The sequence below is a fragment of the Clostridium sp. MD294 genome (assembly GCF_000364165.2).
Classification (GTDB): Bacteria; Bacillota; Clostridia; order Lachnospirales; family Anaerotignaceae; genus Coprocola.
Map to the genome: position 1 here is coordinate 1,372,934 of NZ_CP097810.1, position 14,327 is coordinate 1,387,260.

The following is a 14,327-nucleotide window of genomic DNA, read 5'->3' on the forward strand; positions in this document are numbered from 1 at the left end:
GGATATTTTTGGGGTAGTATAATATGGGCGGAGATATTCTCAGCCCATATTGTACGTTATAAACAAAAAGAATAAGGAGAAAAAAATGGAGCAAACAGAAAATAGTACCGTAAAAGCTGTCAGTTATATGATGATAATTACATTGGTGGGGAAAGTGCTAGGACTGGTAAGAGAACAGCTTTTAGCAGCAAATTATTCTGTTACAGCACAAGCAGCAGCATTTATGACAGCAAGTAGAATACCTAGAACATTTTTTGATGCTGTGTTTGCCTCAGCTATTTCTGCCAGCTTTATACCAATATTTAATGAATATTTGGAAAAAAAGGGAAAACAACAAGCATTTTATTTGTCAAATACTTTTATTACAATGATAGTATTAGTAACTTGTATTATGACAGTATTAGGAATTGTATTTGCAGAGCCTATTACATGGCTTTTTGCAGATGGTATGTCAACACAGACAGCACAAATTTGTGTACATTTTTTAAGAATATTGTTTCCTACAGTAATATTTACAGGAGTAGCATTTTCATTTGTAGGAATATTGCAATCGCTAGAAGAATTTACAATACCTGCTGCAATGAGTATTGTTTCTAATGCGGTAATTATATTGTATTATTTATTTTTAAATGATAAATTTGGTATAGAAGGTTTAACAATTGCTTTTTTAATAGGTTGGGCAATGCAGGCAGTAATACAAATACCTGCTTTGTATCGAAAAGGATATCGCTATCAATTTGATATTCATTTTAAAAAAGAGGGTATGAAAAAAATAATGCTTCTTATGCTGCCGGTTATGGTAAGTACATGGATACAGCCTATTAACATAGTAATAAATACAAAATTTGCATCACATATTCATTTTGAAGGATATGAAGATGCAGCAATTACTACTATAGAGTATGCAAATACATTATATACTATTATTGTAGGTGTTTTTGTGCTTTCTATATCAAATGTAATATTTCCTAAAATGGCAAGACTGACAACAAATAATGCTCAAAAAGATTTAGGAGAAACTATTTGTGTTACATTGAGAAGTATGCTTTTTTTGCTAATACCTATGATGATGGGACTTATGGCATTAAGCGAACCTATTGTAAAATTGATGTATGAGAGAGGAAATTTTGATAGCTTTGCAACACAAAAAACAGCACAAGCATTATTTTTCTTTTCATTAGGTATGTTAGGTTTTGGCATACAAAATATATTAAGTAGAGTATTTTATGCAAGACAAGATGGAAAAACACCTTTTTATTCTGGATTAGTGTCTATTATAGTCAATATTATATTTTGTATATTGCTTGTTGAAAAAATGAATGTAGGGGGATTGGCGTTAGCATCAGCAATTTCTTCTACTGTTTCTGCAATATTTTTGTTTGTGCCATTACAAAAAGAATATCAAAATTTAATATCAAAAGAAATGATAGTAGATTTGTTAAAAATGGGTTGTGCTGCTGTTATTATGACAGTTGTTACAATATTGTGTAAAAATGGTATCATATACTTACCTATAAAAGGATTGATAGCAAATATTATTATTGTTGCTGTGCCTGTAATAGCAGGTGTTGTAGTATATGCTGGTATTTGTTATATTTTAGGTGTTACAGAAAGTAGACAAGCAGCAGAAATGCTGAAAAAAAGAATAGTACATTAAATAATTTCAATGTAAAAAAAGAAAGGAGAAGTGAAATGATAGAAGGAAGTCATTTTTTAAATGCAATATGGATTATATCAAATTGGTGTTCTAAGCAGTTTCAGAATAGCTATATTGTGCAATGGTTTTTAAAAAAAGATGATAAAAAAATTGTAGTAAGAAATAGTATTCTTTTTAGAATATTTTGGGGGATACGTAGAGCATTAAGCAAAATATTTTATAAACTACATTTGAATAAGCTATTTGTAAACAGCATATTTAAAATGTCATATTTGTGGTGTGGTGCAGTGGTGCTGCTTGCACCAATATTGCCTACTATGATTGTACTTGCATTTGTATTAGCAGGATATGGCTCATTGTTTTTATCTTTTTTGTATGAAAGAAAGAGAAAAATGGAATATTTTGCAGTAAATCGCTATATTTATTATTATGCTTTTGTGTATTTATTTGCAACAATGACATCTTTGGCAAGACGAGCGAGCCTTTTAGGAGGAATATTGACAGTTTGTTTTATACTGTTTTCAATAGTGTTTTCTAATGCCATTGAAACGAAAAAGCAATTAAATGTGATATTATTCTTTTTTATTTGTGTAGGGGTGTTGGTTTCATTTTATGGATTTTATCAATATCTGTTTCCAAGTAAATTTAGTGGTGTTTGGCATGATGTAGATATGTTTGAAAGCATTAGTTTTCGTGTATATTCTACATTAGAAAATCCAAATGTATTAGGAGAATATTTTTTGATAGTGTTGCCATTTGCGGCTGCTTTTTGCATCAATAGTAAATCTTGGTTTAATAGAGTATTTTTTGCAGTGTGTGCAGGTATTATGATGCTTTGTCTTGTATTGACATATTCCAGAGGCTGTTATATAGGTATTATGGCAGCGATAGCAGTGTTTTTGGTGCTTTGGGATAGAAGATTTATATTTTTAGGCATTGTGGTACTTTTGATGCTGCCTTTTGTGCTGCCAGAAACAATAATCAATAGATTTTTGAGTATAGGTAACATGGCAGACTCCTCTACAAGTTATAGAGTGTATATATGGCTGGGTAGTATTGCTATGTTAAAAGATTATTGGCTTTGTGGTATAGGACCAGGAACAGAAGCATTTAATCAAGTGTATCCTCTTTATGCTTATAATAGCATTAGTGCTCCTCATTCTCATAATTTATTTTTGCAAATAGTATGTGATGCAGGTATTGTAGAATTGATAATATTTGTGATATTGATAGTACAGTATTATAGAATGACTTGCGGTGCATTGTCACGAGAAACAAAAAAAGAAAATAAAATACTTTTGATTGCAGCAATATCCGCAGTAACAGGATTTTTAGTACAAAGTATGTCAGATTATACATTTTATAATTATAGAGTAATGTTGTTATTTTGGATATGTATAGCATTTGGCATGATATTAACAAAAATGACAAGATTGAAGGAGGAATAATGTCTATGATAAAAATATTAAATATCATTAGTGATAGTAACATAGGCGGTGCAGGCAGATGTCTTTTAAATTTTTTGAAATATTATGACAGAAAAAAATTTGCAGTAAAAGTAGTAGTACCAAAAGGAAGCCTTTTAAAAGCAGAAATTGAAAAATTAAAAACAAAAGTGATAGAAGTAGATGGTATTGCAGATAAGTCATTTGATTATAAAGCAATTAAGAAATTAAATAAAATTGTAAAAAGAGAAAAGCCAGATGTTGTACACACACATGGTACAATTACAGGTAGAATATGTGGTAGAATGTGTGGAAAAAAAGTAGTGTATACAAGACATTCTGTATTTCCAGTTAGCCCTCGTATAAAAAAAGGTATAGGTAGAATAGCAAATAAATATATCAATGAATTTTTAGCAGATGATATTATTGCAGTAGCAGAAGCTGCAAAACAAAATTTAACAGATGGAGGCATTTCTCCTCATAAAATAAAGGTCATATTAAATGGAGTAGAGCAAGTAGAAAAAGCATCATCAGAACAAATTACACAAACTAAAAAAGAATATGGTATATTAGAAAATGATTTTGTAATAGGGATATTAGCAAGATTAGATGCTGTAAAAGGACATAAATATTTGATAGAAGCAGCAGAACAACTGAAAAAGGAAGGTAGAAATATTAAAGTACTGATTGCTGGTACAGGAGATATGTTGCAAGAATTAAAAAAGAGTGTACAACAAAAAAAATTAGAAGATGTTGTAATATTTGTAGGATTTATAACAGATGTTAAACCATTTTTGAGTGTATTAGATTTGCAAGTAAATGCTTCTTATGGTACAGAAGCGACTAGCCTAGCACTTTTGGAGGGTATGAGTTTGGGTATTCCTGCTGTAGTAAGTAATTATGGAGGAAATCCTGGTGTAATTATACAAGGTGAAAATGGTTATTTGTTTGAAAGCCAAAACACAAATGATTTTGTAAAATATTTAAAAAAGATAATAGATGAGAAAGAAACATACAAATATATGCAAAAAAAATCAAAAGAAATATTTCAGCAAAAATTTACAGCAAAAACATATGCCAGAAATATAGAAAAAGTGTATGAAGGACTTTTTGAAAAGAAAGGGTGTAATTGATATGGCAGAAAGAACAGAAAGAACGGAAAAAAAGAGAAAATTTAATGTTTTTGATATTGTGATTGTAGTTGTAGTAATAGCAATAGCAGGAGGAATATACGCTTTTACACATAGAGCAAAAGCAATGGAAACACAGCTATTACGATATTCTTTGGAATTAAATGAATGTCCAGAGGGATTTTCACAACATATTAAAGTAGGAGATAGTATTACAGATAATGTAAAAAATTATAATATGGGAGTGATTACATCAGTAGAAACAAGACCAAGTATTAGATTGGGAGAAGATAAAATAAATGGCAGTATTATAGAGAGTACATTAGAAGGAAAAGAAACAGTAATACTCGTAGTAGAAGCCAATGTAGTAGAAGATGGTGCAAATTTTAAAGTAGATGGTGGCTATATTGTTAAAGCAGGTAAAGATGTTTCTGTAAAAGGAAATGGATATGCTGGTAGGGGATATATATTGACAATAGGTAGATAATGTAAAGGAGGTATTTTTTTGAAAGAAAATAAAAATAAGAAATCAAAAGTATTTCATAAAATTAATTTTATTGATTTTTGTGTCATTATTATTGTGTTAGTGATAGCAGCAGGTGCATATTATAAATTTGGTGTATTAAATAAAGCAAGCGGGACAGCAGAATTACAACCAGTGACTTATACAGTAGAAATCAAAAGAGTGAGAGAATATGCTTTACAAAATGTAAAAGAAGGCGATGAACTGTATGATAAAACATCAGGCAATAGTATAGGCAAAATTGTAAAAGTAGAGAGTGAACAAGCAACAGAACCTATATTATGTAATGATGGTGTATATAGAACAGGTACAGTACAAAATAGAATTAATTTAATTATAACTGTAATGGGAGAAGGTACAGTAACAGAAAAAGGTTGTTTTATCAATAAAACGTATGAATTAGTGAGAGAGTCTGACAGAAAATTTATGACAAAATATTTTGAAGCAGAGGGCAGAATAAAAGACTTTTTAGTATAAAAGGGTAGGGAAAACTATGGCAAAGAAATATACAATACTGATGACACTGATGGGGCTGGAAATAGGCGGTGCAGAAACCCATGTAGTAGAACTTTCAAAAGAGTTAAAAAAATTAGGTTATAAAATTATAGTAGCATCAAATGGTGGTGTATATGAAAAAGAATTAAAAGAATATGGCATAGTACATTATAGAGTACCTATGAACCAAAGAAATGTATATAAAATGATAAAATCTTATTTTTTGCTTCGCCGCATTATAAAAAAGGAACAAGTGGATATTATACATTCTCATGCTAGAATACCTGGATTTATATGTGGTTTTTTGCATAAAAAATATAAAACTACATTTGTAACATCAGCTCATTGGGTATTTTATACAGGTATGGGATTAAAATATCTTACTAATTGGGGACAAAAAGTAATAGCAGTTAGTGATGATATTAGACAGTATCTCATTCAAAATTATAAAGTACCTTATGAAAATATATTTGTTACAATCAATGGCATTGATACAAATAAATTTTCACCAGAAACAGATGGAAAAAATATCAGAAAAGAATTTGACATAGCAGAAAATGAACCTACATTAGTATATGTTAGCAGAATGGACGAAAGTAGGGCATTGGTTGCAAGGCAGCTTATTGAAATTGCACCACGTATTGCACAGGCTGTAAAAGGCATAAGAATATTGATTGTGGGTGGTGGAGATGTTTTTGAGGAATTAAATCAAAAGGCACAAGAGCAAAATAATAAAATAGGCGGCAATAGAAAATGTATTATAATGACAGGGGCAAGAACAGACATTAATGAATTGATTTCTGTAGCAACAGTGTTTGTAGGGGTAAGTCGTGCAGCATTGGAGGCAATGGCTGGAGGAAAAACGGTTATTGTAGCAGGAAATGAAGGCTATATTGGCATATTTGAACAAAATAAATTAGAAGTAGCAAGAGAAAATAATTTCTGTTGTAGAGGCTGTGAATATTCTACAGAAGAAAGACTTTACAAAGATGTAGTATATACTTTTAATCAAATGACATCAGAACAAAGGCAACAGATAGGACTTTATGGAAGAAATGTAATATTTGATTATTATTCTGTTACAACTATGGCAATGCACTGTATAGAAGCATATAATGCAGCTTGGAAGGCAAATCATCAAAAACAGTATAATGTAATACTTTCAGGCTATTATGGCTTTAATAATGCAGGAGATGAAGCTATACTTTTGTCTATGCATAAAAATATACAAGCATTAGGAGAAAATTACCATATTACAGTGTTGTCAAATAAGCCAGAAGAAACAAAAGCAAAATATCATATGGACGTAGTATATCGCTTTAGTATAAAAGAAGTATTAAAAGCAATTAAAAAATGTGATGTGCTTTTAAGTGGAGGAGGTTCTCTTTTGCAAGATAGTACAAGCACACGTTCACTTATGTATTATTTGTCTATAATATTGGCGGCACGTATTATGGGTAAAAAAGTAATGCTTTATGCTAATGGCATTGGCCCAGTGTCCAGAGAAAAAAACAGACGCATTGTAAAAATGGTTGTGAACAAAGCAGATTTGATTACATTAAGAGAAGCAAATTCTTATGCAGAATTGAAAGCGATGGGTGTAGATGAAAAAAAATGTTTTGTAACAGCCGACCCTGTATTTACAATGGATAGTATTACAAAACAACAAGGAATGGAATTGCTAAAAAAAGCAGGTGTTGCTACAGACAAAAATTTTGTAGGAGTATCCGTAAGAAATTGGAAAGATATGGACGGATTTGTAGACGAATTTGCACAGCTTTGCGATACCATACAGCAAAAATATAATAAAACGATTGTGTTTATAGTAATGCAAGTACCTCATGATATTAAAATAAGCCAAAAAGTGCAAAAACGTATGAAAACAAAATCTTATTTGCTAAAAAATAACTATTCTCCATATGAAATTATGGGCATTATAAAATGTATGGATTTTATATTAAGTATGCGTTTGCATACATTGATATTTGCTGCAAGGCAAAGAGTACCTTTGATTGGCTTTGTGTATGACCCTAAAATTGAATATTATCTTGAAAAATTAAATATGCCTTCTGGAGGAGCAATAGGTAAATTTGATATAGAAAAAACGTTGCATATGGTAGAGGATATGGTACAAAATAGACAAAAATATGTTGATATATTAAATAGAGAAGCAGAGCAGTTAGAAAAAAAAGCACATTACAATGAAAAATATTTAATAAAACTTTTAGAAAAAAATAGAAAGTAGGTGTGATATGAGAGAAATTATAAATATATTAGGAGTGCCTTTTGATGTTGTAACAATGGAGCAAGCAGCAGAAAAAATAAAAGGATTTTTGTGTGAAAAAGGACAGCATATTGTTTGTACACCTAATCCAGAGATTGTTATGGAAGCACAAAATGATGATAAATTGATGAATATATTAAAAGCAGCGGATTTGGTAGTGCCTGATGGTATTGGTGTAGTATGGGCGTCTAAATATAGCGAAAAGAAATTAACAGAAAGAGTAGCAGGATATGACTTAGTGCAGAAATTGTTTGATGAAATAAAAGATACAGAACATACTGTATATTTTTTTGGAGGAGCACCAGGTGTTTCATTGGCAGCCGCTAAAAAAATGGAACAAAAATATGCTAATTTAAAAATTGTAGGAGGACATAACGGCTATTTTGATGAAAAAGAAGAAAAAAGAATATTGAATGACATAAAAAAATTATCTCCGTCAATACTATTGGTAGGGCTTGGCTCACCCAAGCAAGAAAAATGGATATATGAAAATATTCGTTTGACAAATGTAAAAGTCGCCATAGGAGTAGGAGGTAGTTTTGATGTAATGTCTGGTAAAATAAAAAGAGCACCAGATATATTTTGTAAAATGGGATTGGAATGGTTTTACCGCCTTATAACACAGCCTTCCCGTATTGTAAGAATGATGAAATTACCAAAATTTGCATTTACAGTATTAAAAAATAGAAAATGATAATTTTTAGCCATAAGCTTTTACACAAAAAATAGATGAAACAAATAAAAAACATTTGAAAGGGAGTGTAATATTGCAAAAGCAGTATGACACAGCGATTGTTTATATATTGTTAGGTGTTATGATTATGGCGGCAGGAGTAGAAATGTTTTTTGCACCTTCAGGATTTGTAGCAGGAGGAGCAACGGGATTAGGTATTGTATTAAATGAAATTGCAAATCAAAATTTTGGTTTTTCTGTACCTTTGTGGCTTGTTAATATACTTTGGGATTTGCCATTGCTTGTATTGGGACGTAAAAAAATAGGTAAAGTATTTTTTAGACGTACATTACTAGGGTGTATAGGTTTTTCTGTAGCACTTTTTATAGCAGAATATTTGCCAGAGTATAAAGGTGATTTGATATTAGTGTGTCTTTTTGGAGGAACATTTGTAGGTATTGGTGCAGGGCTTGTGCTTCGTAGTATGGGAGCAACAGGTGGTACAGACTTGGCAGCGGCATTAATTCATGAAGTGATGCCTAAAATATCGGTATCACAATGTATATTTTTATTGGATAGTATCATTATATTGCTGGGTATGGCTGTTTTTGGTATAGAGCAAGGTATGTATGCTATAGCATCAGTGTATTTAACAAGCAGGTGGGTAAATACCATATTGCAAGGAGGTTCTTTTTCAAAAGGAGCATTTATTATTTCTAAAAAGTGGAAAGAAATTGCTAATGTACTTCTGGAGCAAGCGGATAGAGGAGTAACTGCCTTTTATGGTAGAGGACTATATACAAATGAGGAAAAAGAAATATTACTTTGTGTTTTTACAGCAAATGAATTAGTAAAAATAAAAGAAATTGTTTCAGAAATTGATAGAAGTGCTTTTGTGCTTGTTACAGATATGGCAGAAGTATTAGGAGAAGGCTTTCATGAAATTTGAAAGCCTTTTTATAATGTATTTAATAATACAAATGCAGTAGCATACTGATGACAATGAGAAATAGAAACAAAAAATTGTTCGTTTTGAATGTCCATTTGATGTAGTATTAATTGCAATTTTGGAGATAATTTAATAAAAGGTTTGTTCTGCTCGTTGTGATAAATTTCAATGTCAATAGGAGAAAAACCTCTAAAACCAATACCTATAGCTTTGGCAACGGCTTCTTTTGCTGAAAAAATGCCTGCAAGTGTTTCGGAATGATTTCCTTTTTTATGAAAATATTGTATTTCTTGCTGAGTGAATATTTTCTGTAAAAAGGAATTTTTTTGTATTGCTTTTTGTATACGTTGTATTTCTATAATATCTGTGCCTATACCGTATATCATAATAGTATTCCTTTCTATGTTAAAAAATATAAAATTATATTCATTTTATCAATAAAAAAAGCGTTTTTCCATAAAAATATTTTATATTTTGTAAAAGATATAGTACAAACATATAAAAGTGAAAAATTTGTCAAATAAATACTTGAAATGAGAGCAAATATGTGGTATATTCTTTGTTGCATAGACAAATGTGTTTGTTAGAAAAACAAAGGGGGACTTTTATGAAGGAAGAACAAAATTTTTATATTATAGATAAAAGTGTTCTACCTGAAGTATTTTTAAAAGTAATGGAAGTCAAAAAATTGCTGGAGAGTGGAAAAGAGCGTACAGTACAAGATGCAACAGCAAAAATAGGCATTAGTAGAAGTGCTTTTTATAAATATAGAGATGCTGTTTTTCCGCTTTATGAAAACACAAGAGGGAAAACAGTAACAATATCTATGAATTTAGACCACACACCAGGATTACTTTCTTCTGTGCTAAATAAAGCAGCAACATATGGAGCAAATATATTAACAATAAATCAAACAATCCCTATCAATGGTATAGCAAATGTAACATTAACCATTGAAACAAATGCTTTGATAGGGGATTTGGCAGGGTTAATGAAAACAATAGAAACAACAGAAGGAATACAATCTCTTAAAATTGTAGCAAGAGAGTCTTAAATAGTAATAAAAAGCTCCCAATTCGGTTTTATGCTTCCAGATGAATGTAATGAATAAATATTACTGTTAGATTATGTAAATTACTGTTTAGTATAGTGGAGGTAAATATCAGAAATATGGTATGGCTGAATACAGATGATTACAAAAATCAAGAATATGTGGAATTAAGGTTAAATGCACCAAAAAGCGAAAAAATATGTCTGGAATTTCATCCTCTAAAAATGTCTTGTGAGCCTGACTGGAATCCAATGTGGGAAGAATGGCACTGTTATATTTCTCCGTTAAGAATTTATAAACAGGATTATGAGCTTTTGCTTAACTACTTCAATAAAATATATCCTATCAAAGATGCCTTTGATGGAACATTAGAAGCGGTTTTTGATGTGTGTTTTTGTAATTGGATTGGAAAAAGTGATTGGCATAGCATTATTGATGAAATAGAGCGAGATTTGAACTGCGTTAGTAACGATAAAAAAGGATTACTCACAGATTTTATTGCATGGATAAAAAAGGCACTTAAGCATACATCTATTATTATAGTTGAAAGTAATTTATAAATACTCATTTGTTTTAAGCCTGGGGACTTTGGGAACACAAAGTCGAATTGGGATATAAAAAATAATAAAAAATAAAAGAAAGGATAAAACCACATAAATGTGGTAATAAGGTGAAAAAAATGGTGAATATAGCAATATTAGGTTTTGGAACAGTAGGCTCAGGAGTATATGAAGTAGCAACAAAAAATAGAGAAGTCATTACAAGAAAAGCAGGCATGGAAATCAATATAAAATATGTATTAGATTTGAGAGAATTTCCAGACCATGAAGTGAATAAAGTATTAACACATGATATAAATGATATATTGAATGATGAAAGTGTTCAGGTAGTTGTAGAAGTAATGGGCGGCGTTGATGTGCCATATAAATTTGTAAAAGGAGCATTGGAGAAAGGAAAACACGTAGTAACATCAAATAAGGCATTGGTTGCAGCAAAAGGTCCTGAATTGCTTCACATTGCGAAAGAAAAAAATGTAAATTTCCTTTTTGAGGCAAGTGTTGGCGGAGGTATACCAATATTGCGTTCTATGAACCGCTCTCTGACAGCAGATGTTATATTGGAAGTAATGGGTATATTAAATGGTACAACAAATTATATATTAACAGAGATGACAGAAAATGGTTTAGCATTTGATGATGTATTAAAGACAGCACAGGAATTAGGATATGCCGAAAAAGACCCTACAGCAGATGTAGAAGGTTATGATGCTTGTCGAAAAATAGCAATACTTTCTTCATTAGCTTATGGCAAAACAGCGAATTTTGAAGAAATATTAACAGAAGGTATTACTAAAATTACTAAAATAGATATTTCTTATGCCAAAAAGTGCAAATCTGTGATAAAATTAGTAGGTGTCAGTAAAAATACTCCAGAAGGTATTTCTGCATTTGTTGCTCCTATGCTTTTACCAAAAGAACACCCACTTTCTAATGTAAATGGTTCATTTAATGCCATATTTGTAAAAGGAAATATGGTAGGAGATGTAATGTTTTATGGTAGAGGAGCAGGAAGTTTGCCTACAGCGAGTGCAGTAGTATCTGATGTTGTAGCAGCAGTAAGACATAAACATTTGCACGTTGATGTAGATTGGACAACAGAAAAAATGGAAATATTGTCTAATGACCATATGAAAGTAAAAGCATTGGTGAGAATTGCAGGAGGAGAAGCAGAACAGAAAAAAGCACTTGATGTTTTTTTTGAAGGAGGCAGAGGCTGTAGTATTGTTACAATAGAAGAAGCAAAAGACGAATTTGCAGTCATTACAGGTATTGAAACTGAGAAATCTTTAGCAGAAAAAATAGAACGACTTTCTAAAGAGATGCAAGTACGAAATAGAATTAGAATGGAGATGTAAAAATGATACACATAAAAGTACCAGCGACATCTGCAAATATGGGTCCTGGCTTTGATAGTATAGGCGTTGCATTACAGTTGTATAATCATTTGTGGTTTGAACAAATTGAGGAAGGATTAGAAATTATTGTGAAAAGAAAACACGAAATTGAAATTCCTACTGATAAAAACAATTTGATATATAAAACAATGGTAGACTTTTTTGCAGAAACAGGAAATGTAATGCCACCAGTAAGACTGATACAAGAAGACTATATTCCTATGGTAAGAGGACTGGGAAGTAGTGCAGCTTGTATAGTGGCAGGACTTTTGGCAGCAAATCATTTGTCAGGTTGTCACTATAGTAAAGAGGAACTGTCACAGATTGCAGCAAAAATAGAAGGACACCCAGATAATTCTAATCCTGCATTATTTGGAGGAATGGTAGTAGGAGCAACAGATTATAATGAAATGCGTCATGTAAGATTAGATTTACCAAGTGATTTGGTATTTGCTATTATGGTACCAAATTTCCCTGTTTCTACACACGATGCAAGGCGTGTTTTACCTTCTACTTATGATAGAAGTGATGCAGTATTTAATGCTTCAAGGGCAGCACTTTTAGTAGCGTCTATATATTCTGGAAATTATGAAAATTTGTCTATGGCAATGCAAGATAGTATTCATCAGCCTTATAGAAGCCAACTCATACCAGATATGGAAAGAATATTTAAAGCAGCAAAAAATTATGGTGCATTAGGTGCTTATTTAAGTGGAGCAGGTTCTACACTTATGGCAGTATTGACAGACAAACAAGCAGAAACATTTCAGTATAAAATGGCAGCATATTTAAAAGCAATTCCAAATGAATGGCAACTGACATTGCTGAAGCCAGATGAAAAAGGTGCTCAGCTTGTTGCAGAATGACAGGAGGTTAAATAAATTGTTAATTGTACAAAAATTCGGTGGCAGCTCTGTTGCCAATAAAGAGCGTATATTTAATGTAGCAAAAAGAATTATTGATACTCATAACGCAGGAAATGATGTTGTTGTAGTACTTTCTGCACAGGGAGATACTACAGATGAATTGATTGAAAAAGCACATGAAATCAATCCAAAGGCTTCTAAAAGAGAAATGGATATGCTTCTTTCTACAGGAGAACAACAATCTGTAGCATTGATGGCAATGGCAATTAATAGCTTAGGAGCAAGAGCAATTTCATTAAATGCTATGCAGGTAGGTATTGATACAACCTCTACATATGGAAATGCTCGTATTAAAACCATTAGTAGAGGAAGAATTGAGCATGAACTGGATAGAAAAAATATTGTAATTATCACAGGATTTCAGGGAGTAAATAAATATGAAGATATAACAACATTGGGTAGAGGTGGCTCTGATACATCAGCAGTTGCGTTAGCAGCAAGACTGCATGCGGATTTATGTGAAATTTACACAGATGTAGATGGTGTATATACAGCAGACCCAAGAGTGGTAAAAGATGCAAAAAAGCTGAATGAAATTAGCTATGATGAAATGCTGGAGTTGGCATCACTGGGAGCAAAAGTACTGCATAATCGTTCTGTAGAAATGGCAAAGAAATATAATGTCAAATTAGTAGTACGCTCTAGTATGTCAGATGCAGAAGGTACAGTAGTTAAGGAGGAATGTAAAGTGGAAAAAATGCTTATCAGCGGTGTGGCGGCAGATAAAGATGTATCAAGGATTTCACTGGTTGGTGTAAAAGATAAACCTGGAATAGCTTTTGAAGTATTTTCATTAATGGCAAGAGAAAAAATTAGTGTAGATATTATATTGCAGTCTATAGGACGTGATGATACAAAAGATATATCATTTACAGTAGCAAAAAGCGATTTGGAACAGACATTAAAAGTATTAGAACAAAATCAGCAAAGATTAACAGCACAAAAAATTGTGCATGATGATAAAATTGCAAAACTGTCTGTAGTTGGTGCAGGTATGGCAACAAATCCAGGCGTAGCTTCATTGTTTTTTGAGGCATTGTATGATGCTGATGTAAATATTAGTATGATTTCTACTTCTGAGATTAAAATATCTGTATTGATTGATGAGAGTGAAGTAGATGTTGCTATGAATTCTGTACATGATAAATTTAAAACAGCAACAGCAAGTATGAGAAAACATTAATAATACATTATAAAAGACGGAACTGCTTTGTTCCGTTTTTTGTATTTTTATAAAGAG

General features: G+C 31.5%; 14 protein-coding genes. 13 read left to right on the forward strand and 1 reads right to left on the reverse strand.

The window, feature by feature from the left end; genetic code table 11:
• The first annotated feature begins 85 nt into the window (after positions 1–85).
• The 8 genes from murJ (at position 86) to C820_RS06800 (ending at position 9,156) form a co-directional block, all read left to right on the forward strand.
• Positions 86–1,657 carry a murein biosynthesis integral membrane protein MurJ gene (gene murJ / locus C820_RS06765; protein ID WP_004038740.1) on the forward strand — a complete coding sequence of 524 codons (1,572 nt, stop codon included), beginning with the start codon at positions 86–88 and terminating at the stop codon, positions 1,655–1,657.
• 35 nt (positions 1,658–1,692) lie between these two features.
• Positions 1,693–3,105 carry an O-antigen ligase family protein gene (locus C820_RS06770; RefSeq protein ID WP_004038738.1) on the forward strand — a complete coding sequence of 471 codons (1,413 nt, stop codon included), beginning with the start codon at positions 1,693–1,695 and terminating at the stop codon, positions 3,103–3,105.
• Positions 3,106–3,110: 5 nt separating this feature from the next.
• On the forward strand, positions 3,111–4,235 hold the full coding sequence (locus tag C820_RS06775) for a glycosyltransferase family 4 protein (protein WP_004038736.1): 1,125 nt from the start codon (positions 3,111–3,113) through the stop codon (positions 4,233–4,235).
• Position 4,236: 1 nt separating this feature from the next.
• Positions 4,237–4,719 carry a DUF4330 family protein gene (locus C820_RS06780; protein ID WP_004038734.1) on the forward strand — a complete coding sequence of 161 codons (483 nt, stop codon included), beginning with the start codon at positions 4,237–4,239 and terminating at the stop codon, positions 4,717–4,719.
• Positions 4,720–4,737: 18 nt separating this feature from the next.
• The gene (locus C820_RS06785) at positions 4,738–5,232 is read left to right on the forward strand and encodes a DUF4330 domain-containing protein (protein WP_004038732.1); all 495 of its coding nucleotides are present in this window, start codon (positions 4,738–4,740) and stop codon (positions 5,230–5,232) included.
• Positions 5,233–5,248: 16 nt separating this feature from the next.
• Positions 5,249–7,495, forward strand: a complete 2,247-nt coding sequence (csaB, locus tag C820_RS06790; RefSeq protein WP_004038730.1) for a polysaccharide pyruvyl transferase CsaB — start codon at positions 5,249–5,251, stop codon at positions 7,493–7,495.
• A gap of 7 nt (positions 7,496–7,502) precedes the next feature.
• A complete protein-coding gene (locus C820_RS06795) occupies positions 7,503–8,228 on the forward strand; it encodes a WecB/TagA/CpsF family glycosyltransferase (RefSeq protein WP_004038728.1) in 726 nt (241 codons plus the stop codon).
• Positions 8,229–8,301: 73 nt separating this feature from the next.
• The gene (locus C820_RS06800; RefSeq protein ID WP_004038726.1) at positions 8,302–9,156 is read left to right on the forward strand and encodes a YitT family protein; all 855 of its coding nucleotides are present in this window, start codon (positions 8,302–8,304) and stop codon (positions 9,154–9,156) included.
• A gap of 8 nt (positions 9,157–9,164) precedes the next feature.
• Here C820_RS06800 and acpS read toward each other — a convergent pair whose 3' ends face one another.
• The gene (acpS, locus tag C820_RS06805; RefSeq protein WP_004038724.1) at positions 9,165–9,542 is read right to left on the reverse strand and encodes a holo-ACP synthase; all 378 of its coding nucleotides are present in this window, start codon (positions 9,540–9,542) and stop codon (positions 9,165–9,167) included.
• A gap of 221 nt (positions 9,543–9,763) precedes the next feature.
• Here acpS and C820_RS06810 point away from each other — a divergent pair, with 221 nt between their 5' ends.
• The 5 genes from C820_RS06810 to C820_RS06830 all read left to right on the forward strand — a co-directional run bounded on the left by C820_RS06810 (position 9,764) and on the right by C820_RS06830 (position 14,270).
• Positions 9,764–10,210, forward strand: a complete 447-nt coding sequence (locus C820_RS06810; RefSeq protein WP_004038722.1) for an ACT domain-containing protein — start codon at positions 9,764–9,766, stop codon at positions 10,208–10,210.
• A gap of 116 nt (positions 10,211–10,326) precedes the next feature.
• The gene (locus tag C820_RS06815; protein WP_004038720.1) at positions 10,327–10,767 is read left to right on the forward strand and encodes a hypothetical protein; all 441 of its coding nucleotides are present in this window, start codon (positions 10,327–10,329) and stop codon (positions 10,765–10,767) included.
• A 119-nt stretch (positions 10,768–10,886) separates the two neighbouring features.
• Positions 10,887–12,122: a homoserine dehydrogenase gene (locus C820_RS06820; RefSeq protein WP_004038719.1), complete on the forward strand. Its 1,236-nt coding sequence runs from the start codon at positions 10,887–10,889 to the stop codon at positions 12,120–12,122.
• Positions 12,123–12,124: 2 nt separating this feature from the next.
• The gene (gene thrB / locus C820_RS06825) at positions 12,125–13,027 is read left to right on the forward strand and encodes a homoserine kinase (RefSeq protein WP_004038718.1); all 903 of its coding nucleotides are present in this window, start codon (positions 12,125–12,127) and stop codon (positions 13,025–13,027) included.
• A gap of 16 nt (positions 13,028–13,043) precedes the next feature.
• A complete protein-coding gene (locus tag C820_RS06830) occupies positions 13,044–14,270 on the forward strand; it encodes an aspartate kinase (protein ID WP_004038716.1) in 1,227 nt (408 codons plus the stop codon).
• Positions 14,271–14,327 lie beyond the last annotated feature (57 nt).

Excerpts from the sequence above, each read along its gene's own strand:
- murJ (WP_004038740.1), top strand. The coding sequence starts at position 86 with ATGGAGCAAACAGAAAATAGTACCGTAAAAGCTGTCAGTTATATGATG.
- C820_RS06770 (WP_004038738.1), top strand. The coding sequence starts at position 1,693 with ATGATAGAAGGAAGTCATTTTTTAAATGCAATATGGATTATATCAAAT.
- C820_RS06775 (WP_004038736.1), top strand. The coding sequence starts at position 3,111 with ATGATAAAAATATTAAATATCATTAGTGATAGTAACATAGGCGGTGCA.
- C820_RS06780 (WP_004038734.1), top strand. The coding sequence starts at position 4,237 with ATGGCAGAAAGAACAGAAAGAACGGAAAAAAAGAGAAAATTTAATGTT.
- csaB (WP_004038730.1), top strand. The coding sequence starts at position 5,249 with ATGGCAAAGAAATATACAATACTGATGACACTGATGGGGCTGGAAATA.
- C820_RS06795 (WP_004038728.1), top strand. The coding sequence starts at position 7,503 with ATGAGAGAAATTATAAATATATTAGGAGTGCCTTTTGATGTTGTAACA.
- acpS (WP_004038724.1), bottom strand. The coding sequence starts at position 9,542 with ATGATATACGGTATAGGCACAGATATTATAGAAATACAACGTATACAA.
- C820_RS06810 (WP_004038722.1), top strand. The coding sequence starts at position 9,764 with ATGAAGGAAGAACAAAATTTTTATATTATAGATAAAAGTGTTCTACCT.
- C820_RS06815 (WP_004038720.1), top strand. The coding sequence starts at position 10,327 with ATGGTATGGCTGAATACAGATGATTACAAAAATCAAGAATATGTGGAA.
- C820_RS06820 (WP_004038719.1), top strand. The coding sequence starts at position 10,887 with ATGGTGAATATAGCAATATTAGGTTTTGGAACAGTAGGCTCAGGAGTA.
- thrB (WP_004038718.1), top strand. The coding sequence starts at position 12,125 with ATGATACACATAAAAGTACCAGCGACATCTGCAAATATGGGTCCTGGC.